At 68.5% G+C, this 25519-nt stretch carries 21 protein-coding genes; 11 read left to right on the forward strand and 10 right to left on the reverse strand.

The window, feature by feature from the left end; genetic code table 11:
- Positions 1 to 82 precede the first annotated feature (82 nt).
- Together FDO69_RS08435 and FDO69_RS08440 are read left to right on the forward strand one after the other, a co-directional pair.
- Positions 83 to 1345, forward strand: a complete 1263-nt coding sequence (locus FDO69_RS08435) for an MFS transporter (RefSeq protein ID WP_104779113.1) — start codon at positions 83 to 85, stop codon at positions 1343 to 1345.
- A 121-nt stretch (positions 1346 to 1466) separates the two neighbouring features.
- Entirely contained in the window at positions 1467 to 1979 is a 513-nt protein-coding gene (locus FDO69_RS08440) for an LppU/SCO3897 family protein (RefSeq protein ID WP_104779114.1), read from the forward strand.
- A 119-nt stretch (positions 1980 to 2098) separates the two neighbouring features.
- Here FDO69_RS08440 and FDO69_RS08445 read toward each other — a convergent pair whose 3' ends face one another.
- The gene (locus tag FDO69_RS08445; RefSeq protein WP_104779115.1) at positions 2099 to 3544 is read right to left on the reverse strand and encodes a CCA tRNA nucleotidyltransferase; all 1446 of its coding nucleotides are present in this window, start codon (positions 3542 to 3544) and stop codon (positions 2099 to 2101) included.
- A 266-nt stretch (positions 3545 to 3810) separates the two neighbouring features.
- Between FDO69_RS08445 and FDO69_RS08450 the strand changes: the two genes are divergently transcribed.
- The 7 genes from FDO69_RS08450 to trxA all read left to right on the forward strand — a co-directional run bounded on the left by FDO69_RS08450 (position 3811) and on the right by trxA (position 13625).
- Entirely contained in the window at positions 3811 to 6231 is a 2421-nt protein-coding gene (locus FDO69_RS08450; RefSeq protein WP_104779116.1) for a DUF6049 family protein, read from the forward strand.
- 43 nt (positions 6232 to 6274) lie between these two features.
- Entirely contained in the window at positions 6275 to 8590 is a 2316-nt protein-coding gene (gene murJ / locus FDO69_RS08455) for a murein biosynthesis integral membrane protein MurJ (protein ID WP_104779117.1), read from the forward strand.
- 140 nt (positions 8591 to 8730) lie between these two features.
- Entirely contained in the window at positions 8731 to 10425 is a 1695-nt protein-coding gene (locus FDO69_RS08460; RefSeq protein WP_104779118.1) for a protein kinase family protein, read from the forward strand.
- Between the two features lie 27 nt (positions 10426 to 10452).
- Positions 10453 to 11178, forward strand: coding sequence for an RNA polymerase sigma factor SigM (gene sigM, locus FDO69_RS08465; protein WP_104779119.1), 726 nt, complete (start codon positions 10453 to 10455; stop codon positions 11176 to 11178).
- The gene (locus FDO69_RS08470) at positions 11175 to 12113 is read left to right on the forward strand and encodes an anti-sigma factor family protein (RefSeq protein WP_104779120.1); all 939 of its coding nucleotides are present in this window, start codon (positions 11175 to 11177) and stop codon (positions 12111 to 12113) included. Before sigM ends, FDO69_RS08470 begins: the two co-directional genes overlap by 4 nt.
- A gap of 165 nt (positions 12114 to 12278) precedes the next feature.
- A complete protein-coding gene (gene trxB / locus FDO69_RS08475) occupies positions 12279 to 13247 on the forward strand; it encodes a thioredoxin-disulfide reductase (RefSeq protein WP_104779121.1) in 969 nt (322 codons plus the stop codon).
- A gap of 45 nt (positions 13248 to 13292) precedes the next feature.
- Entirely contained in the window at positions 13293 to 13625 is a 333-nt protein-coding gene (gene trxA / locus FDO69_RS08480; protein ID WP_104779122.1) for a thioredoxin, read from the forward strand.
- 89 nt (positions 13626 to 13714) lie between these two features.
- Here the strand turns inward: trxA and FDO69_RS08485 are convergent, their stop codons facing one another.
- The 9 genes from FDO69_RS08485 to rpmH form a co-directional block, all read right to left on the reverse strand.
- Positions 13715 to 14332 carry a GNAT family N-acetyltransferase gene (locus FDO69_RS08485; protein ID WP_053670143.1) on the reverse strand — a complete coding sequence of 206 codons (618 nt, stop codon included), beginning with the start codon at positions 14330 to 14332 and terminating at the stop codon, positions 13715 to 13717.
- Positions 14333 to 14657: 325 nt separating this feature from the next.
- Positions 14658 to 15758, reverse strand: a complete 1101-nt coding sequence (locus FDO69_RS08490; protein WP_104779123.1) for a ParB/RepB/Spo0J family partition protein — start codon at positions 15756 to 15758, stop codon at positions 14658 to 14660.
- A complete protein-coding gene (locus FDO69_RS08495; RefSeq protein WP_104779124.1) occupies positions 15755 to 16831 on the reverse strand; it encodes a ParA family protein in 1077 nt (358 codons plus the stop codon). Before FDO69_RS08495 ends, FDO69_RS08490 begins: the two co-directional genes overlap by 4 nt.
- A 387-nt stretch (positions 16832 to 17218) precedes the next feature.
- Positions 17219 to 17935 carry a 16S rRNA (guanine(527)-N(7))-methyltransferase RsmG gene (gene rsmG, locus FDO69_RS08500; RefSeq protein WP_104779125.1) on the reverse strand — a complete coding sequence of 239 codons (717 nt, stop codon included), beginning with the start codon at positions 17933 to 17935 and terminating at the stop codon, positions 17219 to 17221.
- Between the two features lie 126 nt (positions 17936 to 18061).
- Complete coding sequence (locus FDO69_RS08505) at positions 18062 to 18574, reverse strand: Jag family protein (RefSeq protein WP_031137666.1); 513 nt, start codon at positions 18572 to 18574, stop codon at positions 18062 to 18064.
- A 15-nt stretch (positions 18575 to 18589) separates the two neighbouring features.
- Complete coding sequence (yidC, locus tag FDO69_RS08510) at positions 18590 to 19873, reverse strand: membrane protein insertase YidC (protein WP_104779126.1); 1284 nt, start codon at positions 19871 to 19873, stop codon at positions 18590 to 18592.
- Positions 19874 to 19876: 3 nt separating this feature from the next.
- The gene (gene yidD, locus FDO69_RS08515; protein ID WP_053670149.1) at positions 19877 to 20251 is read right to left on the reverse strand and encodes a membrane protein insertion efficiency factor YidD; all 375 of its coding nucleotides are present in this window, start codon (positions 20249 to 20251) and stop codon (positions 19877 to 19879) included.
- Positions 20248 to 20619 carry a ribonuclease P protein component gene (gene rnpA, locus FDO69_RS08520; RefSeq protein ID WP_078615240.1) on the reverse strand — a complete coding sequence of 124 codons (372 nt, stop codon included), beginning with the start codon at positions 20617 to 20619 and terminating at the stop codon, positions 20248 to 20250. Before rnpA ends, yidD begins: the two co-directional genes overlap by 4 nt.
- 21 nt (positions 20620 to 20640) lie before the next feature.
- Positions 20641 to 20778 carry a 50S ribosomal protein L34 gene (gene rpmH, locus FDO69_RS08525; RefSeq protein ID WP_005482975.1) on the reverse strand — a complete coding sequence of 46 codons (138 nt, stop codon included), beginning with the start codon at positions 20776 to 20778 and terminating at the stop codon, positions 20641 to 20643.
- 395 nt (positions 20779 to 21173) lie between these two features.
- On the opposite strand from rpmH, the gene dnaA reads away from it, so the two are divergent.
- Positions 21174 to 23288: a chromosomal replication initiator protein DnaA gene (gene dnaA, locus FDO69_RS08530; protein WP_104779127.1), complete on the forward strand. Its 2115-nt coding sequence runs from the start codon at positions 21174 to 21176 to the stop codon at positions 23286 to 23288.
- A 936-nt stretch (positions 23289 to 24224) separates the two neighbouring features.
- Positions 24225 to 25355 carry a DNA polymerase III subunit beta gene (gene dnaN, locus FDO69_RS08540; RefSeq protein WP_104779129.1) on the forward strand — a complete coding sequence of 377 codons (1131 nt, stop codon included), beginning with the start codon at positions 24225 to 24227 and terminating at the stop codon, positions 25353 to 25355.
- Positions 25356 to 25519: the final 164 nt, after the last annotated feature.

The raw sequence follows: 25519 nt of genomic DNA on the forward strand, positions 1-25519 counted from the left end.
CAACCAGTCGCTCCTGCCAGGGCTGTGAGGGTCCCCGGGTCGTACGACCCGGGGACCCTCCCCATATGTGAGGCTGGGCTCCATGGCCGTCGTCCGTGACCTGCGCGTCCTGTTGCGCTTCCAGGGATTCCGGCGCCTGCTCGCCGTGCGTCTGCTGTCCCAGGGTGCCGATGGCGTCTACCAGGTCGCGCTCGCCGCGTATGTGGTCTTCTCCCCGGAGAAGCAGACCTCGGCGGCCGCGGTCGCCTCCGCGATGGCGGTGCTGCTGCTTCCGTACTCCCTCGTCGGCCCCTTCGCCGGCGTCCTGCTGGACCGCTGGCGGCGCCGTCAGGTCCTGCTGTACGGCAGCCTGTTGCGCGCTCTGCTGGCCTGCGCCACGGCCGTGCTGATCCTCAGTCCGGCTCCGGACTGGCTCTTCTACGTCTCGGCCCTGTGCGTCACCGCCGTCAACCGTTTCGTCCTGTCAGGCCTGTCCGCCGCGCTGCCGCGTGTGGTCGACGCCGATCGCCTGGTCCTCGCCAACTCCTTGTCGCCGACCGCCGGAACACTGGCGGCGACCGCAGGCGGCGGACTCGCCTTCGTCGTACGCCTGGCGGTGGCGGGCTCGGACGCCGCGGTGGTGCTCGTGGGGGCCGGGCTGTATCTGTGCGCGGCCCTGGCGTCGCTGGGCATGGCACGGGAACTCCTCGGCCCTGACCGGCCGTTGCCGCGCGAGCAGATCGGGCAGGCCCTCACGGGCACCGCCCGCGATCTGGCGGCAGGCGTACGTCATCTGGCCGCTCCACAGCGCCGCGAGGCCGCCTGGGCGCTCGCGGCGATGTCACTGATGCGGTTCTGCTACGGCGCCCTGCTGGTCATGCTGCTGATGTTGTGCCGGTACGCCCTCACCTCGACCCCGGACGACGGACTGGCCCTGCTGGGGCTGGCGTTGGGTGTCTCCGGGGCGGGGTTCTTCGCGGCGGCGGTGGTGACGCCCTGGGCCGCGGGACGGTTCGGGCCGGGACGCTGGATCGTCGTGTGCGCGGGCGCCGCGGCGCTGCTGGAGCCCGCTCTCGGGCTGCCGTTCGCCACCGCCCCGCTGCTGGCCGCGGCCTTCGTTCTGGGGCTGACCACCCAGGGCGCGAAGATCGCCACCGACACCATCGTCCAGTCCTCGGTGGAGGACGGCTTCCGTGGCCGGATCTTCTCGGTCTACGACGTGCTCTTCAACGTCTTCTTCGTCGGCGCGGCCGCCGTCGCGGCCCTGATGCTGCCGCCGGACGGCCGTTCCGTGCCCCTGGTGATCACGATCGCCGTTATCTACGCGGTAGTAGCTGTGACTATGGCCCGGTTTGGCCGCCAGTAAGTGTCACATCAATGACACAGAGCCACTTCTGACTACTGCGTTGTCGGTGGGGACCGCTACCTTACGTGGGTCTTATCTCGCGACATGTTCGCGTCACTCACCATGTTCAGGGGGACCCCCAGTGACTACTCCGCCGCCCCAGGGCAATCCGTTCGCGCAGAACCAGCCCGCGGCTGCACCCCAGGCTCCGTTCCCGCCCCAGGGCGGTTACCCGCAGCAGCCCGGGCAGCCCGGCTTCCCGCCCCAGGGCGCGGCTCCGTACGCTCCGGTTCCCCCGCAGCCGTCCGGCCGCAAGCTCAGCTTCAAGACGATCAAGAACATTGTCGTCGTCATAGCCGTGGCGGCCATCGCCATCGTCGGCTACGTCACGAGCCGGGACGACGCCAACACGGCCTCCGTGGGCGACTGCATGCACCGTGGCAGCACGAGCGACAACAACCCGGACCTCGAAGTCGTGAAGTGCGACGACGCGAAGGCCCAGTACAAGGTGCTGGCCAAGATCGAGGGCTCGTTCCTCACGGAAACCCTGGCTTCGAGCAAGTGCGAGGCCGAAGCCAAGGACTTCCAGTACACGTACACCGAGAGTGGCGACGGCAAGGACTTCCTGCTCTGCCTGCAGGACTACAAGAAGTAGGCAGAGACGACGAGGGGCGGTGTTTCACGTGAAACACCGCCCCTTGGTCTGTCTCCAGCAGGCCGCCTACCTCCGGAAGGGGTCATGTTTCACGTGAAACATGACCCCGTTTCGCAGCCTCAGCTCTCCTGGCCGGCCCACCACTCCTTGAGCGCGGCCACCGCGGCGTCGGGCTCCATCGGCCCGTGCTCCAGGCGCAGCTCCAGCATGTGCTGGTACGCACGGCCGATGACCGGGCCGGGGCCCACGCCGAGGATCTCCATGATCTGGTTGCCGTCGAGGTCCGGGCGGATCGAGTCCAGCTCCTCCTGCTCCTGCAGCTTGGCGATCCGCTCCTCCAGCCCGTCGTAGGCACGCGACAGAGCCGCCGCCTTGCGCTTGTTTCGGGTCGTGCAGTCCGAGCGGGTCAGCTTGTGGAGGCGGTCGAGGAGCGGACCGGCATCACGGACGTAGCGACGGACCGCCGAGTCCGTCCATTCGCCGGTGCCGTAGCCGTGGAAGCGCAGGTGGAGTTCGACCAGACGTGAGACGTCCTTCACCAACTCGTTGGAGTACTTCAGAGCCGTCATGCGCTTCTTGGTCATCTTCGCCCCGACCACCTCATGGTGGTGGAACGAGACCCGGCCGTCCTTCTCGAAGCGGCGCGTGCGCGGCTTGCCGATGTCGTGCAGCAGGGCGGCCAGTCGGAGGGTCAGGTCGGGACCGCCCTCCTCCAGCGCCATCGCCTGCTCCAGGACGATCAGCGAGTGGTCGTAGACGTCCTTGTGACGGTGGTGCTCGTCACGCTCCAGGCGCAGGGCCGGCAGTTCCGGCACCACGCGTTCGGCCAGGCCCGTCTCCACGAGCAGGGTCAGGCCCTTGCGCGGCTGCTCGGAGAGGATCAGCTTGTTCAGCTCGTCCCGCACCCGCTCGGCCGAGACGATCTCGATGCGCCCGGCCATCTCCGTCATCGCCGTGACGACCTCGGGGGCGAGTTCGAAGTCGAGCTGAGCCGCGAAACGCGCGGCCCTCATCATCCGCAGCGGATCGTCCGAGAACGACTCCTCCGGGGTCCCTGGAGTGCGCAGCACCCGCGCCGCGAGATCTTCGAGCCCGCCGTGCGGGTCGACGAACTCTTTCTCCGGCAGCGCCACCGCCATCGCGTTCACCGTGAAGTCGCGGCGGACGAGGTCCTCCTCGATGGAGTCCCCGTACGACACCTCGGGCTTGCGCGAGGTGCGGTCGTAGGCCTCGGAGCGGTAGGTGGTCACCTCGATCTGGTAGCCGCCCTTGTGCGCACCCACCGTGCCGAAGGCGATCCCGACCTCCCACACGGCGTCCGCCCAGGGGCGGACGATCTTGAGGACATCCTCCGGGCGCGCATCGGTCGTGAAATCCAGGTCGTTGCCGAGCCGGCCCAGCAGCGCGTCCCGTACCGACCCGCCGACCAGGGCAAGCGAGAACCCGGCCTCCTGGAAGCGGCGGGCGAGGTCGTCGGCGACAGGGGCGACCCGCAGCAGTTCACTCACCGCGCGGTGCTGCACCTGGCTCAGGGCACTGGACGTTTCTTCGTTGGCGTTCGGCACAACAGAAGAGGGTACGTGGCCCGGGCCACCGTGAGCTCCTCCTATTCCGCCTGCGCAAGCATGGGAACCCGTCCGCTTTACGCGCACAAGGAGAACTTTTGGTCCGTAAAGAAGCGTCCTCCTCCATAGAGCCCCATACCGGACAGTGAGGTACCCGTCCGCGATCTTGTGGAGCGGACCGCGGCACTTCCCCTCAGCGGGCATCGTTACCATGCGTGGACGCACATTCCGACGACCACTGACGACGACTAGGGACGGACGAGCGCGTGGCCGAGGCGGCAGACTTCCAGGGGGCCAGTGCCTCACCTGCCCGCCGCTGGCTGCGGCGCACCGGGGCACTGCTCGCGGGCGCGCCGCTGCTGGCCGGACTCCTCCAGTTGCCCGCCGCGACGACGGCGGAGGCGGCCGGGCAGGACTCCTCGCAGACTGCCGCCGGCACCGGCTCGGTGTCGGTCGCGGTCAATTCGCTCAGCCCCAGTGCCCCCTCCGAGGAGGACACGGTGACCGTGTCGGGCACGGTCACCAACAACGGCAAGCAGACGGTGACCGGCGCCCACGTCGACCTGCAGGTGGGCCCCCCGCTCGGCACCCGTTCGGCGATCGACACCCTGGCCAAGAAGAGCGATGACCTCCAGGGGCCCTCCGGCGAAAAGGTCGGCGGCAAGTACACCGAGAAGTTCTCGGCGCTCACCCCCGGCGTCGCACAGCCCTTCAGCATCTCCGTGCCGGCCGACAAGCTGGATCTCGGCCGGGACGGCGTCTACCAGCTGGCCGTCGCGCTCTCCGGGGAGACCACGGCACAGCCCTGGGACCAGGTTCTCGGTGTCCAGCGCACGTTCCTGCCGTGGCAGCCGGAAGAGGCCGGCACCAGGACGAAGACCACGTTCCTGTGGCCCCTCGTCTCCGGCGCCCACATGGCGGCTGAGACGGGATCGAACGAACAGCAGACGCCGGTCTTCCGTGACGACGAACTCGCCCAGGAGATCGCCCCGGGCGGCCGCCTCGACCAGATGGTGTCGCTGGGCAAGGGCCTCGACGTCACCTGGGTGATCGACCCGGACCTGCTGGCGTCCGTCGACGCGATGACGCGGAGCTACCAGGTCCGCGGCGCGGACGGCACCACCACTCCTGGAAAGAACCAGGAGCTCGCCAAGCACTGGCTGGCCGAGCTCCAGCAGGCGGTGACGGGGGAAGAGGTCGCCGCCCTGCCGTTCGGCGACCCGGACCTGGCTTCCCTCGCCCACAACGGCACGAACGTCACCGGCTCGCTGAACCACCTCAAGGAGGCCACCGACGTCGCCGACGACACGGTGAACACGATCCTCCACGTGAAACCGTCCACGGACTTCGTGTGGCCAGTGGACGGCGCCATCGACCCGTCGATCGTGAAGGTCGCCACATCCGCGGGCGCCGACAAGGTGATCACTCGCAGCGACAGCCTCCAGGACAACCTGTCGTACACACCCTCCGCCGCCCGGCCGATCGGCGGCGGCACCACGGCCGTCGTCGCTGACTCCCGGATGTCCACGGCGTTCCAGGGCGATCTGACCAAGGCCTCCGCCTCCACGCTCGCCGTGCAGCGTTTCCTGGCCCAGAGCCTGACGCTCGGCCTGCAGACCGGCAAGCAGCGCAGCGTGGTCGTCGCCCCCCAGCGCATGCCGTCCGTGAGCCAGGCACAGGCCATGGCCGAAGCGGTGGGAGCTCTCCAGGTCGGGAACTGGTCCGAGTCGCAGGACCTCACGGCCGCCGCCAAGGCCAAGCCGGACCCCTCCGCCAACACAAAGGTGCCGTCGGCGTCCGCGTACCCCTCCTCGTTGCGCAAGCAGGAGCTGCCGCGGGCCACGTTCGAGCAGATCGCCAGGACGCAGGCCAAGCTCGACAAGTTCCAGGTGATCCTCACCCGCCAGTCCCGGGTGGTCACCCCGTTCGGGCGGGCCATGAACCGCGAGATGTCCACGTCGTGGCGCGGCCGGGGCGTCGCGGCGGTGGGGTACCGCGACGGCATCGAGTCGTACCTCAACGGACTCATCGACGGGGTCAAGCTGATCCAGAAGTCGGAGACCAAGCTCTCCGGCCGCAGCGCCATGATCCCCGTGACCGTGCAGAACAACCTGGTCCAGGGTGTCGAGCACCTGGAGCTGCGGCTCACGTCGAAGAACCCCACGCGACTCAAGATCGGCGGAGACGCCTACGAGGAGCAGCGCGTCACCGTCAACGGCGGCCACGCCCAGTCGGTGAAGTTCACCACGTCGGCCAACGCCAACGGCCGCGCGGAAGTCGTCGCCCAGCTGTACACGGAGGACGGCCAGAAGTACGGCGCCCCGGTCACCTTCGACGTGCGGGTCACCGAGGTCACGCCCACGGTGATGCTGGTCATCGGCGGTGGTGTCCTGCTCCTGGTCCTCGCGGGCTTCCGGATGTACACCCACCGCAAGCGCGCGGCCGCACGTGAGGCCGCCGAGGACGAGGCCGCCGAGGACGAGACCATGGAGGCGGACGACGAGGTCGACGAGTCGCAGGGCCGGGCCGACGCTCCGCGGAACCCGGAGGACTCCGGCGCACGTCTCGAAGAGGAGTCCGAGGCAGAATCACGGGCGGACGCCCCCGAGCAGCCGAGTGACCCGGCCCCGGACACCGCAGCGGAAAGCGCCGACCCGTCCGGCACGGGTGAGAGAGTGGACCGTTGAGAAATCGTGGCCGGTGGGCCCGGGACGATGAGGTGGGGTAACCATGAACGCGCCGTACGACGGTGACCGCGGCCATGCCGCGGGCAGCTCGGGCTACCCCGATGCGGGCGGGCCCGAGGGCTCACCGCCCGAGCACGGCCAGGTGCCGCCGCAGCCGCCCACAGACATCTACCTCCAGGACGCCTACGGCCAGGACCCCTACCGCGCGCAGGACCCCGCGGCGCAGGACCCGGTCGGTGAGGCGCTCTACGACCGCGCCGCGCATCCGCCGCCCCCTCCCGGCACGTACCAGCCGCAGCAGAAGCTGTACGGGCCGCCCGCGCAGTCGCCGTACGCGCCCGACCCGCAGGTGTGGGCGCAGACGCCCGCCCCGGAGCCGGAGGGCCCGTCGCGGCATCTGCCGTACGGCGACGACCCGCGCACCACCCAGTTCGTGGGCGTGGACGATCTCGTCTCCCAGGCGGGCGAGCCGCGCCAGGAACCGGACGCGTTCGCGCATCTCTTCCGTGACCAGCAGCAGAGCAGCGGTCACCCGTCCTACGAGCCACCGTCCGTCCCCGGCCCCTCACCGGCCCCGGGGCAGATGGCACAGGGCCCGTACGCACCGCAGGGCCCGTACGCACCCCAAGGCCCCCCGTACGGGGCCGCCGACCAGACCGTGGCGGTGCCGCACCTGGTGGACGAGGCACCGGACCCTGAGCCCGACGCCTCGCCCGCTCCGAAGAAGAGCGGCCGCGCGGCGGGCCTGATGAAGTCCAGCGCCGTGATGGCCGCGGGCACGATGGTCTCCCGCCTCACGGGCTTCATCCGTTCCGCGCTGATCGTGTCGGCGCTGGGCGTCGGCCTCCTCGGTGACACCTTCCAGGTCGCCTACCAGCTGCCGACGATGATCTACATCCTCACCGTCGGCGGTGGTCTCAACTCCGTCTTCGTGCCGCAGCTCGTGCGTGCCATGAAGGAGGACGACGACGGCGGCGAAGCGTACGCCAACCGCCTGCTCACCCTGGTCATCGTGACGCTCGGCGCACTCACGGCGCTCTCGGTCATCGGCGCGCCGCTCCTGATCCGCGTGCTGTCCGACCCGGTCGCCAGCGACCCCGCGGCGAACCGGGTCGCCGTCACCTTCGCCCAGTACTTCCTGCCCACGATCTTCTTCATGGGCATCCACGTGGTGATGGGCCAGATCCTCAACGCCCGCGGCAAGTTCGGCGCGATGATGTGGACTCCCGTCCTGAACAACATCGTCATCATCGTGACGCTGGGCATGTTCATCTATGTCTACGGCACCGCTGCCGACTCCGGGATGAAGGCCGCGAACATCCCGCCGGAGGGCCAGCGCCTGCTCGGCATCGGCGTCCTGCTCGGTCTCGTGGTCCAGGCGCTCGCGATGATCCCCTACCTGCGCGAGACCGGCTTCCGGCTGCGGCTGCGCTTCGACTGGAAGGGCCAGGGCCTCGGCAAGGCCGTCACGCTCGCCAAGTGGACGGTGCTGTTCGTCCTCGCGAACCAGGCCGGCGCCATGATCGTCATCCAGCTGTCCACCGCGGCGGGCAAGGCCTCGCCGGTCGACGGCACCGGCTTCTCCGCCTACGCCAACGCCCAGCTCATCTGGGGCCTGCCGCAGGCCATCATCACGGTCTCCCTCATGGCCGCTCTGCTGCCGCGCCTGTCGCGCTCGGCGGTGGAGGGCGACAGGGGAGCCGTCCGCGACGACATCTCCCAGGGCCTGCGCACCACGGCGGTCGCGATCGTGCCGATCGCGTTCGGGTTCCTCTCCCTCGGCATCCCGATGTGCACCCTGATGTTCGGCTCCTCGGGCACCAGCGAGGCCACCAACATGGGCTTCATGCTGATGGCGTTCGGCCTCGGCCTGATTCCGTACTCCGTGCAGTACGTGGTTTTGCGTGCCTTCTACGCCTACGAGGACACCCGAACTCCCTTCTACAACACGGTCATCGTGGCCGCGGTCAACGCCGGTGCCTCGGCGATCTGCTTCTTCGTCATCCCGTCCCGCTGGGCCGTGGTCGGCATGGCCGCCTCGTACGGCCTGGCCTACGCGATCGGCGTCGGCGTCGCCTGGCGACGGCTGCGCAAGCGCCTCGGCGGGGATCTCGACGGCGCCCGGGTCCTGCGGACCTACGCCCGGCTGTGCATCGCGTCCGTCCCGGCCGCCCTGCTCAGCGGAGCGGCCTGCTACGGCATCGGCCACTCGCTCGGTCAGGGCCCCGCCGGCTCGCTCGTCGCGGTCCTGGCAGGCGGGGCCGTGCTGCTCGGGATCTTCTTCGTCGCCGCCCGCCGCATGCGCATCGAGGAGCTCAACTCCCTGGTGGGCATGGTCCGCGGACGCCTGGGACGCTGAGTCGGGGGGTAGGCGCACAACCATCGTCAGCCACCGCGTGTCGTGCATAGCGGCGGACTGTGGGCACAATTGGTTTCGGCGTCGCCCGGCGCGCATGGGGCGCCGGCCGGCGCGTAATGGATGGGGAGGCAGGAACGACGGTGGCGGAACGGAGTACGGCTGCCGTCGACGTGGCAGACAACAGCGACGAGGCGTCGCTGACCGCACAGGCGGACCAGTCCACGGCCGACGGGGTGGCCAAGAACCGGGAGCGGGACACGGACAGCGACGAGGTACAAGAGAGCACCAGGACCGACGGTGCCGGAACGACCTCGCCTCCTGAACTGCACAGTGGTCACAAGCTCGCCAGACGCTACCGCCTCGAGGAGTGCGTCACCCGTCTGGACGGTTTCAGCAGTTGGCGTGCCGTGGACGAGAAGCTCCGCCGTGCCGTCGGCGTGCACATCCTGCCCGCCGACCACTCGCGTGCCCGCTCCGTCCTGGCCGCCGCCCGCTCCTCCGCCCTCCTGGGTGACCCTCGCTTCGTCCAGGTGCTGGACGCGGTGGAGGAGAACGACGTCGTCTACGTCGTCCACGAGTGGCTTCCCGACGCGACGGAACTGACCACGCTCCTCGCCTCCGGTCCCCTGGAGCCCTACGACGCCTACCAGATGGTCAGTCAGGTCTCCTCAGCCATGGCAGCCGCCCACCGTGAGGGCCTCGCCCATCTGCGGCTGAATCCCAACGCCGTGTTGCGCGCCTCGACCGGCCAGTGGCGCATCCGCGGCCTCGCGGTCAACGCCGCCCTGCGCGGCGTCTCGTCCGACACCCCGCAGCGCACGGACACCGAGGCCATCGGTGCCCTGCTGTACGCGGCGCTCACTCAGCGCTGGCCATACGAGAGCGACGCCTACGGCCTGTCGGGCCTGCCCAAGGACATCGGCCTGATCGCGCCCGACCAGGTGCGGGCCGGTGTGCACCGCGGTCTGTCCGAGCTCTCCATGCGCGCGCTCGTCAACGACGGCGCCACCGCGTCCCGGCACGAGTCGCCGTGCACCACGCCGGAGGAGCTGGTGAAGGCGATCGGTGAGATGCCCCGCATCCGCCCGCCGGAGCCGGCGTTCACCGCCCCGCCCGAGTACCAGCGCACGACGTACCAGCAGGGCACGTACGGCCGTCAGACCCCGCGTCCCGGCGTCACCCAGCCCGTCCCGACTCCGCCGCCCCCGCTCCAGAGCCGCACGGGCAAGGCCCTGAAGTGGGCCGTCTCCGGACTCCTGATCGCAGCGCTGGGCCTCGGCAGCTGGCAGCTGGCAGACGCGCTGATGGACCAGAGCGGCAAGAAAGAGGGCCCGGGTGAGACGCAGACGAACGACGGGAACGACAAGAGCCCGAAGAAGCCGATCAGCAAGCCGATCACCATCAGCGCCGCCCGCGACTTCGATCCTCTCGGGGATCAAACAGAGAAGCCGTCCGACGTAGGGAAGGTCTACGACAACAGCACTGCCACCTATTGGCAGACGGACTTCTACCTGAGCCCGGACTTCGGCCGTCTCAAGTCGGGCGTCGGCATAATCCTCGACCTCGGCAAGACGCAGCAGGTCGGGAAGGTGACCGTAAAGTTCGTGGGGGACACCTCGGTCGAGCTCCGCGCTGCGAGTTCGAACGCGGGCTCGGAGCCGACGTCCCTCGACGCCTACCCCAAGGTCGCGGAAGGTTCAGGGACGACTGTCCAGCTCAAGCCCGGCAAGTCGCTCAGGAGCCGGTACCTCCTCGTGTGGCTGACGAAGCTGCCTCTGCAGCCGGACGACGGCAAGTGGCGCGGCCGGGTCGCGGACATCAAGGTGACCAGCTGACGGCATCTGCCTCGAGGAAGGAGGCCGATGGCAGACGGCACCGGATTTGACGGAGTGAGCGATCAGGATCTCCTCGCACGGCACGTCGAAGGCGACCCCGATGCCTTCGGTGAGATCGTGCGGCGGCATCGCGACCGGCTCTGGGCCGTCGCCCTGCGGACACTCGGTGACCGCGAGGACGCCGCTGATGCCGTGCAGGACGCCCTCGTGTCCGCCTATCGGGCCGCCCACACCTTCCGGGGCCAGTCGGCCGTCACAACCTGGCTGCACAGGATCACGGTGAACGCCTGCCTGGACCGCGCCCGCAAAGCGGCCTCCCGGAAGACCTCCCCCGTGGACGACACCGAGCGCCTGGAGCAGTTGCTGGAGCCACACGAGTCGGCTTCGGCCCCCGCCGAGCGCAATGATCTCCACCGGCAGCTCATCGAAGCCCTGGGGACCCTGCCGGCCGACCAGCGGGCCGCGCTCGTCCTGGTGGACATGCAGGGCTACCCGGTCGCGGAGGCGGCCCGGGTTCTCGATGTGCCCACCGGCACGGTGAAAAGCAGATGCGCGCGTGGCAGGGCCAGACTTCTGCCGCTGCTCACCCACCTGCGGCCGGACAGTGGCGGTGAGGGCAAGAACCCGGGCGGAGAACGGAACCGGACGCAGGGGGCAGCCGTCCCACCCGCAGCGGGGCCGCGCCGGGCGGGGCCCCCGGACACAGGACCGACCGACTCAGCTGCTGTGAAGGGCGGAGGTGGACGAGCGTGACGTCGACGACAGACATGGCCGGGCACCCGGACGTCGCGGAGATCTCCGACCTCGCCGAGGGGCTCCTCCCGCCGGCCCGGACCACCGACCTGCGCGGGCACCTGGAGGCGTGCGAACTCTGCGCGGACGTGTACGCCTCCCTGGAGGAGATCCGTGGACTGCTCGGCACGCTGCCGGGCCCGCCGCGTATGCCCGCCGATGTCGCGGGCCGCATTGATGCCGCTCTCGCCGCCGAGGCCCTGCTGAACGCCAACAGTCCGGAGTCCGCGGAGAGCCCGGAGCCGGTGGGTTCCCCCAGTTCTGGCGCTGCCGGTCTCCCCTCCGGCGACGACAGCGATGTGCACGTTTCACGTGAAACATCGCCGCCCGCCGACCGGCCTTCCGGCCGACCGCGTTCCTCCACCACCGGCCCGGGCCGCAAGGGACGCACACGCACGGGACGTCGCAGGGTCGCCGTCCTGGGGACCGTCTTCACGGTGGCCGCCCTGGGACTGGGCTCCGTCCTACTGTCATCCCTCGGCGACAACAAGCCCTCTCATGAGTCGGCAGGCGGACGGGAGACTGCCGCCGCGGACACCTTCTCCGAAGGAAAGCTGCAGAAGCAGGTCACCGACCTCCTGGCCCAGGACAAGGCCAAGGGTGGCGGCTCCCGCACCCCCTTCGGCGCGGCGACGGCCCCCGGCAGCAATCAGCCCAAGGTCTTCAAGGAACCCGTGGTGCCCGGCTGCGTCCGCGACGGCATCGGGCGCGACGATCCGGCACTGGCCACCGAGAACGGCGTCTACCAAGGGAAGAAGGCCATGCTCGTGCTGCTTCCCGACGCTTCCGACGCCACTCGGGTCACCGCCTACATCGTCGACGCGACGTGTGTGGATCACGCGGCGACCACCGCCACCGGCGAGGTGCTCCTGGAGCGCACCTACCCCTCCGTCTGAGCGAGCGGCTCGTCTTCGCCCCCGAGGGTCACCGCTTGGTGCCGTATCTCCGTGTGCCCGGACACAGTGGGAATGCGCGCCCCTTAGGATCCGTTGGGTGGGTGAGAGGTCCTAGAGACGCTCCCACCGGTCAGACGACGCAGTCCAGAGACGAGGAATCAAGCCGTGAGCGACGTCCGTAACGTGATCATCATCGGCTCCGGGCCCGCCGGCTACACGGCGGCGCTCTACACCGCGCGCGCGTCGCTGAAGCCCCTGGTGTTCGAGGGCGCCGTCACCGCTGGTGGTGCGCTCATGAACACCACCGACGTCGAAAACTTCCCGGGCTTCCAGGACGGCATCATGGGCCCCGAGCTCATGGACAACATGCGCGCCCAGTCGGAGCGATTCGGTGCCGAACTCGTTCCGGACGACATCGTGGCCGTCGACCTGAGCGGTGAGATCAAGACCGTCACGGACACGGCGGGAACCGTGCACCGGGCGAAGGCCGTCATCGTCGCCACCGGCTCGCAGCACCGCAAGCTCGGCCTGCCGAACGAGGACGCCCTCTCCGGGCGTGGCGTGTCCTGGTGCGCCACCTGTGACGGGTTCTTCTTCAAGGACCAGGACATCGCCGTGATCGGTGGCGGCGACACCGCGATGGAGGAGGCGACCTTCCTCTCGCGGTTCGCCAAGTCCGTGACCATCGTCCACCGTCGTGACACCCTGCGCGCCTCCAAGGCCATGCAGGAGCGCGCCTTCGCCGACCCGAAGATCTCCTTCGTCTGGGACAGCGAGGTCGCCGAGATCCAGGGCGACCCCAAGCTCTCGGGTCTCAAGCTGCGCAACCTCAAGACCGGTGAGCTCTCGGACCTGCCGGTCACCGGACTGTTCATCGCCATCGGCCACGACCCGCGCACCGAACTCTTCAAGGGTCAGCTCGACCTGGACGAAGAGGGATACCTGAAGGTGCAGGCACCGTCGACGCGCACGAACCTGACCGGTGTCTTCGGTGCCGGCGACGTGGTCGACCACACCTACCGTCAGGCGATCACCGCGGCCGGGACCGGCTGCTCCGCAGCTCTCGACGCCGAGCGCTACCTCGCCGCCCTGGCGGACGAGGAGCAGCCCGAGCCCGAGAAGACCTCTGTCTGACCTCTCCCTACCCGCCCCACGCACCAACCAGTTAAGGAGCCCGCCGTGGCCGGCACCCTGAAGAATGTGACCGACGACTCCTTCGAGCAGGACGTCCTCAAGAACGACAAGCCTGTTCTGGTGGACTTCTGGGCCGCCTGGTGCGGTCCGTGCCGCCAGATCGCCCCGTCCCTCGAGGCGATCGCCTCCGAGTACGGCGACAAGATCGAGATCGTCAAGCTGAACATCGACGAGAACCCGGGTACGGCCGCCAAGTACGGCGTCATGTCCATCCCGACCCTGAACGTCTACCAGGGTGGCGAGGTCGCCAAGACCATCGTGGGCGCGAAGCCGAAGGCCGCGATCGTTCGCGACCTCGAGGAGTTCATCGCCGAGTGAATCGGCTGAACCGTCGCACCGACGACGCATGTTTCACGTGAAACACGAATGGGCCAACCCTTCCGGGTTGGCCCATTCATTTGCCTGCATTACAGCGGTCGCAGCGCCGGCTCTTTCTGCACAGCTCCCAGGAGACGGTCCAGTGCCATCTCGACGTCTTCCTTCCAGGAGAGCGTCGACCTCAGTTCCAGCCTCAGCCGGGGATGGGTGGGGTGCTGACGGACCGTCTTGAAGCCCACCGCCAAGAGATGGTCGGCAGGCAGGACGCAGGCGGGTTCCTTCCAGCGCGCGTCCCCGAAGGCTTCGATCGCCTTGAAGCCGCGACGTAGAAGATCCTTGGCGACCGTCTGCACCATCACCCGCCCCAGTCCCTGGCCCTGGTATCCGGGAACGATGAACGCGGTCATCAACTGCACCGCGTCGGGCGAGACAGGACTCGTGGGAAACGCCGTGGAGCGGGGAACGTAGGCGGGCGGGGCGTAGAGCACAAATCCCACTGGCACGTCGTCGACATACACGACCCGCCCGCAGGAGCCCCAGTCCAGCAGAACCGCCGAGATCCAGGCTTCCTTCTCCGAAGCGGACGTGCCCGCCTCTACCGCGGCCTCACCGCTGACTGGGTCGAGTTCCCAGAAGACACACGAGCGGCAACGCTTGGGAAGGTCCTGGAGGTTGTCCAGCGTGAGCGGTACGAGCCGGCGGCCCATGAAGGCTGTTCCTCGCTTCCTTCGCCCGCCGCCGCATCGCGGGCGGCTGTCAGAGCACTCCGTTCCCTGAGGAGGCTGCCAATGAACCCACCGACTGCTCCCAGCCCCAAACCGGCGCTCACCAATCCGGTGCGCCTCGTGGTTCGCATGGCCCCTGCCTCCCTCTCAGAGGTGCTGCCAAGTGGTTGCGCCGTACCCAACGCATCGTATCCACGATGCGATTCCATCGATACCGCCAGAAAGGAACAGAGCGGGCCATGTTCCGGCACACACCGGACATGGCCCGCTCCGTCTCCCGCACTGCGGAGGTTCCTATGCCGGAGGCTCAGGACTCGTTCTCCTCGGAGTCACCCTCCAGGAGACTCTTCTGCAGGACCGGCCCCTCGCCAGGAGCGAGTGAGCCGAGGATGCGTTCAAGGTCCTCCATCGAGGCGAACTCGACGGTGATCTTGCCCTTCTTCTGGCCCAGGTCGACCTTCACCCGTGTCTCGAAGCGGTCCGAGAGCCGCGTGGCGAGGTCGGACAGCGCGGGAGAAACCCGGGCGCCGGCACGCGGGCCCTTGGGCTTCTGAGCCTTCTGGGGCCGCGACCCCATCAGGGTCACGATCTCCTCGACGGCCCGCACGGAGAGCCCTTCGGCCACGATGCGGTGAGCAAGCCGGTCCTGCTCCTCCGAGTCCTCGACGGAGAGCAGTGCCCTCGCGTGGCCGGCGGAGAGCACCCCGGCGGCGACCCTGCGCTGCACGGCCGGGGAGAGCTTCAGCAGACGCAGCGTGTTGGAGACCTGAGGGCGGGATCGGCCGATGCGGTCCGCCAGCTGGTCATGCGTGCAGTTGAAGTCCCTCAGCAACTGGTCGTAGGCGGCCGCCTCTTCCAGCGGGTTCAGCTGGGCGCGATGCAGGTTCTCCAGCAGGGCGTCCAGGAGGAGCTTCTCGTCCTCCGTGGCGCGCACGATGGCCGGGATAGCCTCCAGCCCCGCCTCACGACAGGCCCGCCAGCGGCGCTCGCCCATGATGAGCTCGTAGCGGTCGGGACCCACCTGCCGTACGACGACCGGCTGGAGGAGCCCCACTTCCTTGATGGACGTGATGAGCTCGGACAGCGCGTCCTCGTCGAAGACGTCACGCGGCTGGCGCGGGTTCGGCGAGATGGAGTCGAGGGGGATCTCGGCGAAATGCGCACCGATGGGTGCCGCAGGCGTGGCAGGAGCAGTCGACTGCGCCGACTCCTCTGTTTCACGTGAAACAGGCGGCAAGGTTGCTACCTTCGCCGCGGCCACCCCACGGTCGTTCGGCAGCGCAGGCACTGCCGCGGGGGACGCGGACACAGCGTTCCCCGCCGCGGCCTGGGCCACCGACTTCTCCGTCGGTGCGGCAGGGATCAGTGCGCCGAGACCACGCCCCAGCCCCCTCCGTCGCTCGCTCACTGAATGCCCTCCACCATGCTCGGGTCGTTCTGCTGTACGCCGATATGGGCGTGCGTCGCGTCATAGCTGATGCCGACGCCCTTCAGCGCGATCTCTCGTGCCGCCTCAAGATAGGAGAGGGCACCACTCGATCCAGGATCGTAGGTCAGTACCGTCTGCCCATAACTCGGCGCCTCCGAGATACGGACGGAGCGCGGGATGCTCGTCCGCAGTACCTCGTCACCGAAGTGGGTGCGCACCTCTTCCGCGACCTGGGATGCGAGGCGCGTCCGGCCGTCGTACATGGTGAGCAGGATGGTCGACACATGCAGGGCGGGGTTGAGGTGCCCCCGCACCAGGTCGACGTTCCGCAGCAGCTGCCCGAGGCCTTCCAGCGCGTAGTACTCGCACTGGATGGGGATCAGAACCTCCTGGCCCGCCACGAGGGCATTGACCGTCAGAAGACCGAGTGAGGGCGGGCAGTCGATCAGGATGTAGTCCAGCGGCTGTTCGTACGCCTGGATCGCGCGCTGGAGCCTGCTCTCCCGTGCCACCAGGGACACAAGCTCGATCTCAGCACCGGCGAGATCGATGGTGGCGGGAGCGCAGAAGAGTCCCTCGACATCGGGGACCGGCTGGACGACCTCGGAGAGCGGCCTGCTGTCGACCAACACGTCGTAGATGGACGGGACTTCGGCGTGATGATCGATGCCCAGGGCGGTCGACGCATTGCCCTGTGGGTCGAGATCGACCACCAGGACCCGGCCACCGTGCAGCGCCAGCGATGCGGCAAGGTTGACGGTCGTCGTCGTCTTCCCCACACCGCCCTTCTGATTGGCGACCACGATGATGCGCGTCTGCTCGGGCCGTGGCAGGCCTTCGCCGGCACGCCCCAGAGCCTCCACCGCCAGTTGGGCAGCACGACCGATGGGAGTGTCGTCCATCGGAGGCGGTGTTTCACGTGAAACATCCGCCCCCATCGACTCGGTACGGGGACCGGGGACCGGATCGGTCATCGGTCCCGCGATATTGGCGTCGGACCGCAAGGATTCACTCTCCTCGACTTCAGGCTCGCAATGAACAGAGCCTCCCATGTCTTCAGGGTCGCGAACCAGTGAGGCCTGGCGTTCTGTGGAGAAATCCACCTCTGTGGATACCTCAGGTCCCTCATCGAGTGAACCAAGAGGCTTTCGGTCGCGGGGTTCGGCCGCAGCGCGGCCACGACTGATGATGCCGTGCAGCAGTGAGCGACGTTTCACGTGAAACACGATGCACAGCAGCCGCGGCCGGACTGTCGCGACACTCCGGCATGCATGGGTTTGGCAGCTTGTGTGGAGTACGTCTCTTCCTCAGGACGGATCAGCGCCGCGAGGACGGATCAGCGCGCCGCGAAAACGGATCAGCGTCGCGAGGAGCGATGAGCACCGCACGGACGGGTCAGCCTCGCGAAGACCGATCGGCACCGCCCACAAAGGATCAGCTCAGCGCCGACGGCGCGTCCGCCCTGTGCGAGCCGCCTTCGCGCGCTTCGCAGCGAAGCGCACACCTCCGGGACTCTCCCCGACCTCGACCCGTACGACGGTGGAGGTCGGATCCACCACTCCCTCACCCACATGCAGAATGGACGTCTCCACCGCCCCCAGCTTGCTCAGGGCTGCCGACGCGCTCTTCAGCTCCTCCTCGGCGGTGTCCCCCTTGAGCGCGAGCATCTCCCCGTACGGCCGCAGCAGCGGAATGCCCCACGTGGCGAGCCGGTCGAGGGGCGCGACGGCTCGGGCCGTCACGACATGGACGGGCTGGATCTTCCCCATGACCTCTTCGGCCCGGCCGCGCACGACCGTCACATGGTCGAGGCCGAGCAGCTCCACGACCTCGGAGAGGAAGTTGGTACGCCGCAGCAGGGGCTCCAGGAGCGTGATCTTCAGGTCGGTGCGTACCAGCGCCAGCGGAATGCCGGGGAGCCCGGCGCCGGAGCCGACATCGCACACGGTCACGCTGTCGGGCACGACCTCCGAGAGCACCGCGCAGTTCAGCAGGTGCCGCTCCCACAGGCGAGGCACCTCTCGCGGGCCGATGAGACCGCGCTGCACGCCCGCATCTGCGAGCAACTCGGCGTACCGCACCGCATCCGCGAAGCGATCACCGAACACCTCGCGCGCCTGCTCGGGCGCGGGGGGAAGCTCCGCTGCCTCCGTCACGGGGGGACCGTCCTTCCGTACCGCGTCAGCGCACCCGGCGCCGACACCAGAACCACCAGAACTATCAGGCTGACAAAGTTCGGCCCCGCCTGCGCAACAGACGGGGCCGGGGAACGTAAGGGCCGATCAGGCAGGCAGCACGACGACGAAGCGCTGCGGCTCCTCGCCCTCGGACTCGCTGCGCAGACCCGCGGCCTTGACCGCGTCGTGCACGACCTTGCGCTCGAAGGGCGTCATCGGCTGCAGCTTGACGGCCTCGCCACTGCTCTTGGCCTCCGCGGCGGCCTTGGCACCCAGCTCGGACAGCTCGGAGCGCTTCTGTGCCCGGTAACCCGCGATGTCGAGCATCAGGCGGCTACGGTCACCGGTCTCCCGGTGCACAGCCAGCCGAGTGAGCTCCTGGAGCGCTTCCAGCACCTCGCCGTCACGGCCGACCAGCTTCTGCAGATCGCGGCCGCCCGTGTCACTGATGATCGAGACAGAGGCACGGTCGGCCTCGACGTCCATGTCGATGTCGCCGTCGAGGTCGGCGATGTCGAGCAGACCCTCCAGGTAGTCCGCCGCGATCTCGCCTTCCTGCTCCAGGCGAGTCAGGGTGTCTGCACCCTCGGCAGCGGCGGAGGTGGTGCCTTCCGTCACGGGATGGACTCCTTCTTACTTCTTGGACGGGGACTTGGGTCGCTGCGGACCCTTGCGCTGTCCGGACTGGGCCTTGCTGCGGGTACCGCCGGCGGGCTTCGCCCCGCCCTTCTTGGCAGCGGCGGCGGGCTTGGCGTCCTCGGGCTCGTCCGACTTGGTCAGCGACGTCTTCGGCTCGTCGGTCTCACCGGCCGCCTTGACGCCGCCCTGCTGCCGCTGCGACTTGCTCTGCCTCTTGGGCTGCTGACGCTTCGGGGTACCGCCGACGGTGGTCGGCGTACCGTCCTCGGCCTGGGCCGTGACCGCGGCTTCGCTCTTGATCACAGTGCCGTCGGCCTGTGCGGCGAGGCCCGCCTTGCTCAGGCCGTTGATGAACTTGCGCTCGAACTCGTTGCGGTCGCGGCCCTTGGCGACGATCGCCTTGACGATGGCACGGTCGCGACGCTTGCCCACCTTGTGGTGCTGCTCGACGTGCTTGACCAGGCGCTCCAGGTACGCGGCCTGAGCCTTGGAACCCGGGGTCGGGTTGTTGCGGATGACGTACATCTGCTGGCCCATGGTCCACACGTTGGTGGTCAGCCAGTAGACGAGGACACCGACCGGGAAGTTGATACCGAAGACGGCGAACATGACCGGGAAGACGTACATCAGCATCTTCTGCTGCTGCATGAACGGGGTCTTCACGGTGGTGTCGACGTTCTTCGTCATCAGCTGGCGCTGGGTGAAGAACTGCGACGCCGACATCAGGACGATCATGATGGCCGTGACCACGCGCACGTCGGTGAGGGAGGCACCGAGTGCTTCCACCTTCGACGAGCTGTCGGTGAACTTCGCCGCCAGCGGCGCACCGAAGATGTGTGCCTTCTGCGCACTCTCCAGCAGGCTCTTGTTGATCACACCGATGGTGTCGCCGGTCGCGATGCCGTTGAGCACGTGGTACAGCGCGAAGAAGAACGGCGACTGCGCCAGGATGGGAAGGCACGAGGAGAGCGGGTTGGTGCCCGTCTCCTTGTACAGCTTCATCATCTCTTCGGACTGGCGCTGCTTGTCGTTCTTGTACCGCTCTTGGATCTTCTTCATCTCGGGCTGCAGTGTCTGCATGGCCCGAGTCGACTTGATCTGCTTCACGAAGAGCGGGATCAGGCAGATGCGGATCAGAATCACCAGGGACACGATCGACAGGCCCCAGGCCCAGCCGGTGTCGGGGCCGAAGAGGGCGCCGTACACCGAGTGGAACTGGACGATGACCCAGGAGACGGGTGTGGTGATAAAGCTGAAGAGGCTGGCAATCGTGTCCACTAATCATGCTCCTTGGGCATGGGACGGTGTCTCTGCGGCCGGGCTCGAAGGACTTGACGGACTGGTGGGAGAAGTCCGTCCCTCGGTGGCCGGTCCGACGGCGGAGGGCCCGCCCTTGCGTGCATGCCACGCGTTGCGCAGCATTTCGTGCCACCGCGGGCGCTTGCGCGGCGGGACATGGTCCACACCGCCCAGCGACCACGGATTGCACCGCAGGATGCGCCAGGCCGTGAGTGCCGTTCCCTTGATGGCACCATGCCGGTCGATGGCCGTGAAGCCGTAGTGGGAGCACGACGGGTAGTACTTGCAGACCGGCCCGAGCAGCGGACTGATCGTCCACTGGTAGAGCTTGATCAGAGCCAGCAGCGGGTACTTCATCGCGCGCCCCCTCCCAGCAACCGCTGGAGAGCGGCATCCAGGTCTCGGGCCAGCTGTGCATGGTCGGCGTCGCCCGATCCGGGCAGCGCTCGTACGACTACCAGGCTACCGGGGGGCAGCTGGGCGACTCGCTCGCGCATCAGGTGGCGAAGCCTGCGCTTCACTTTGTTCCGCACGACCGCGCCACCCACCGCTTTGCTCACGACGAAACCCGCACGCGTCGGGGGAGCGCTCTCCCCAGGCGCGTGCGGGTCCGTGGAACCGCTACGTAGGTGGACGACGAGGAGCGGGCGTCCGGCCCGGCGCCCTCGTCGTACCGCGGTCGCGAAGTCCTCGCGCCGCCTCAGCCGATGCTCGGTAGGCAGCACGACGTCATGACCTGATCAGGATCAGGCGGACAGGCTGGCGCGACCCTTGCTGCGGCGGTTCGCGAGAATCGCGCGACCGGCACGGGTACGCATCCGCAGGCGGAAGCCGTGGGTCTTCGCGCGACGACGGTTGTTCGGCTGGAAGGTGCGCTTGCTCACTCGGGGGCTCCAGAAAATCGGTAGTTGCGGGGTGCCGTCCTGGCTGTCACCGTGCGCCCACGAGTAGCTCGCAGTTACGCCCGAGTGCACCGCTGACCGATCACCCAAATGATCTGTGCCCATCGGAGGCAGGCGGCAGCAGCCATCGACAACTCGACCTGGTTACGGTACGCGCGGCTACGCCATCCGGTCAAACCGGGAGGCGCCGGGAGACACTTGTCCACAGGCTGGGGACAACAACTTGAACCGTACCGGCCGCGCTGACTACCGTGACGGAACTCCGATTCATTCCCCTATCCCTGCCCCAGCGGGTTTGCTCCCGCCCACCCACCCGGATTACATCCCAAACCGTCCCAGAACCACACGTTCGTGGGACCTGTGAGAGAGCGTGCCCTGTGGCTGACGTACCTGCCGATCTTGCCGCAGTGTGGCCACGCGTATTGGAGCAGCTCCTCGGGGAGGGCCGCGGCCAGGGAGTCGAGGGGAAGGACGAGCACTGGATCCGGCGCTGCCAGCCGCTTGCGCTCGTCGCGGACACGGCGCTGCTCGCCGTACCGAACGAGTTCGCGAAGGGCGTACTGGAGGGCCGGCTGGCGCCGATCGTCAGCGAGACGCTGAGCCGCGAGTGCGGACGCCCGATCCGGATCGCGATCACCGTCGACGACTCCGCGGGCGAGCCCCCCGCCACGCCGGCGCCCCCGGCCCGCCCCCAGCAGCGCTATGAGGAACCCGAACTCCCCTCCGCACGCCAGGACCGCGACGGCTACGACCGTGCGGACCGTGACGGATACGACCGCCCCGACCGCGACGCGTACGAACGTCCGGAGCGCGACGGCTACGACCGTGCGGACCGTGACGGATACGACCGCCCCGACCGCGACGGGTACGAGGGGTACGGCCGTCACCGCGCCGACCAGGCACCCGGGCCGGCCGGCGATCAGCTTCCGCCTACGCGCGCAGACCAGCTTCCGACGGCCCGTCCCGCGTACCCGTCCGAGTACCAGCGCCCCGAGCCCGGCGCCTGGCCGCGGCCGCCACAGCAGGAGGAGTACGGCTGGCAGCAGCAGCGCCTCGGCTTCCCCGAGCGTGACCCGTACGCGTCACCCGGGCAGGACTCCTACGGCTCCCAGGACGCGTACAACCCACAGGATCCCTACGGCTCCGGCTCCCAGGACACGTACGGATCCAAGAACGCGTACGGATCCAAGGGGCCCAAGGACTCCTACGGCCCGCCCTCCCAGGACTACCGCCCGCAGCCGATGGAGCGCCCCTCCTACGAGCAGCAGCGCTCCGACTACGACACGTCACGCGGCGGCGACTACGACCAGCGCGACGCGGTGCGCCGGGAGCTTCCCGAGCCGCCGGCCGGCTCGGGTCACGTGCACCGCGGCGGCCCGGTCGGCCCGAACCTGCCGACGACCGGTGCGCCCGGCCCGCTGGCCGCGCAGCCCGCACCGGCGACCGGCCCGGGTGAGCCGACCGCCCGCCTGAATCCGAAGTACCTCTTCGACACCTTCGTCATCGGTGCCTCCAACCGCTTCGCGCACGCGGCCGCGGTCGCTGTGGCCGAGGCGCCGGCGAAGGCGTACAACCCCTTGTTCATCTACGGGGAGTCCGGACTCGGCAAGACCCACCTGCTGCACGCGATCGGGCATTACGCACGCAGCCTCTACCCGGGCACGCGCGTGCGGTACGTGAGCTCGGAGGAGTTCACCAACGAGTTCATCAACTCCATCCGCGACGGCAAGGGCGACAGCTTCCGCAAGCGGTACCGGGAGATGGACATCCTGCTCGTCGACGACATCCAGTTCCTCGCGGACAAGGAGTCGACGCAGGAGGAGTTCTTCCACACCTTCAACACCCTGCACAACGCCAACAAGCAGATCGTGCTGTCCTCCGACCGGCCGCCGAAGCAGCTGGTGACGCTGGAGGACCGGCTGCGGAACCGTTTCGAGTGGGGCCTGATCACGGACGTCCAGCCGCCCGAGCTGGAGACGCGGATCGCGATCCTCCGCAAGAAGGCCGTGCAGGAGCAGCTGAACGCGCCGCCGGAGGTGCTGGAGTTCATCGCGTCCCGGATCTCGCGGAACATCCGCGAGCTGGAGGGCGCGCTGATCCGGGTCACGGCGTTCGCCTCGCTCAACCGGCAGCCGGTGGACCTGGGGCTGACGGAGATCGTCCTGAAGGACCTCATCCCCGGTGGCGAGGACTCGGCCCCCGAGATCACCTCGACGGCCATCATGGGCGCGACGGCGGACTACTTCGGGCTGACCGTCGAGGACCTGTGCGGCACCTCGCGGGGCCGCGCCCTCGTCACCGCCCGGCAGATCGCCATGTATCTGTGCCGTGAGCTCACGGACCTGTCTCTGCCCAAGATCGGCGCGCTGTTCGGCGGGCGCGACCACACCACGGTCATGCACGCGGACCGCAAGATCCGCAACCTGATGGCCGAGCGTCGCTCCATCTACAACCAGGTCACGGAGCTGACCAACCGCATCAAGAACGGCTGACGGCGACGGCGGAACGCCGCTGAGGGCGCCCTCCTGTGGTTCCGGGGGCGCCCTTCTTCATGTCTCAGCAGGGGGCCGCGAAGCCTTCCGGGCCCCGCCCAAGGCAGATCCCGGGCCCCGCCCCACGCATCCCCAGGCACCCGCTCGCAACCCACTGTTCGATTACTCGCCGGGTTACGGCCTCTCTCCACAGATTCGGGGACTTTCTGCCGTCCACATCCTGGGGACCGGGGAGTTGTCCAGATCGTGTCCACAGCGTCCACGGTTGAAAGACCATCAGACCAGCTCAGGTGCTTGTGGATTGGTGGACGAAGGATCTCCACAGACTGTGGACGACGAGATGATCCACAGGCTGTGCATCGAGTTGTCCACCGGCCACCCACAGGCTGCGAGCAGTTGTCCCCAGCGATCGGTCGCTTCTCCACATGCCTGTCCACTGTTCGGCAACACGACGCGCCGCCTCACCGGGTCGAGTGAAAGGCGTCACACGAAGGTGCCGGGTTGGGCTGTGGGAAACGTGGGTAAAGCTGGGGACGGCGCTGGGGAGAACTCGCCTCCCCCTGTGCACGGCGTGTGCAGAACTTTCTGTTCTCCACAGATACGCCCGGTTGTCCACCGCCTCCACCCACAGGGCCAGTGGACAAAATTCCCGCCCTGAGCTGGGCAAACGAGGTTATCCACGGTATCCACAGGCCCTACTACTACTCCCGACTAGAGAGAGCTGGGAATCCGTTTCGAAGGGGGCCCTGTGCACAACTCGCTCTTCGGTGCCCGACCGCCCCTCGTCACGACTTGACCCCGAGAGGCACCTACTGTCAGTGCCGTGCGTCAGACTGGTCCCCGGTGTCCTCCCCGTCCCAGGGACCGACGACACCGAGACAGACGACGAGGGCCAGGCAGAGCGAGAAGCGCCGGCAACAGCAGGAGGCGGCAACAGTGAAGATCCGGGTGGAACGCGACGTACTCGCGGAGGCAGTGGCCTGGGCGGCACGCAGCCTCCCGGCCCGTCCGCCGGCGCCTGTCCTCGCCGGCCTCCTGCTGAAGGCCGAGGAAGGCCAGCTGAGCCTGTCCGGCTTCGACTACGAGGTCTCCGCGCGGGTCTCCGTGGAGGCCGAGGTCGAGGAGGAGGGCACAGTCCTGGTCTCCGGCCGCCTGCTCGCGGACATCTGCCGCGCGCTGCCCAACCGCCCGGTGGAGATCTCCACAGACGGTGTACGGGCGACCGTGGTCTGCGGCTCCTCCCGGTTCACACTCCACACCCTGCCTGTGGAGGAGTACCCGGCCCTGCCCCAGATGCCGAACGCGACGGGCACGGTCCCCGGCGAGGTCTTCGCCTCCGCCGCCGCCCAGGTCGCCATCGCGGCCGGCCGTGACGACACGCTGCCCGTCCTCACCGGTGTGCGCATCGAGATCGAGGGCGACACCGTCACGCTGGCGTCCACCGACCGCTACCGCTTCGCGGTCCGCGAGTTCATGTGGAAGCCGGAGAACCCGGAGGCCTCCGCGGTCGCCCTGGTGCCCGCCAAGACGCTCCTGGACACCGCCAAGGCCCTCACCAGCGGCGACCAGGTGATCCTGGCGCTGTCCGGCTCGGGCTCCGGCGAGGGCCTGATCGGCTTCGAGGGCGCCGGCCGCCGTACGACGACCCGCCTGCTCGAAGGCGACCTCCCGAAGTACCGCACGCTGTTCCCGACGGAGTTCAACAGCGTCGCCGTCATCGAGACCGCCCCCTTCGTGGAGGCCGTCAAGCGGGTGGCCCTGGTCGCCGAGCGCAACACCCCGGTGCGGCTCAGCTTCGAGCAGGGCGTGCTCATCCTGGAGGCCGGTTCCAGCGACGACGCACAGGCTGTGGAAAGGGTCGACGCCCACCTCGAGGGCGACGACATCTCGATCGCCTTCAACCCGACGTTCCTGCTGGACGGCCTGAGCGCCATCGACTCCCCGGTCGCCCAGCTGTCGTTCACGACGTCCACCAAGCCCGCGCTGCTCAGTGGCAAGCCGGCGCTGGACGCCGAGGCGGACGACGCCTACAAGTACCTGATCATGCCGGTCCGCCTCAGCGGCTGAGCCGGGCCCGCGGTTCGGAGTCAGGCTGGGGATCACCAGCGGTTGTCCACAGGCTGAGGACAAACCCGCAGGTGAGGGCGTACGACTGAGCGCGTATGCCCACAGATGTGCGCGAGCGTCCGGGTTTAGGGTCGGACGCGGTACGAAAGTGCCTCGCGGCACGC

This window comes from Streptomyces tibetensis (assembly GCF_007655005.1).
Taxonomy (GTDB): Bacteria; Actinomycetota; Actinomycetes; order Streptomycetales; family Streptomycetaceae; genus Streptomyces; species Streptomyces tibetensis.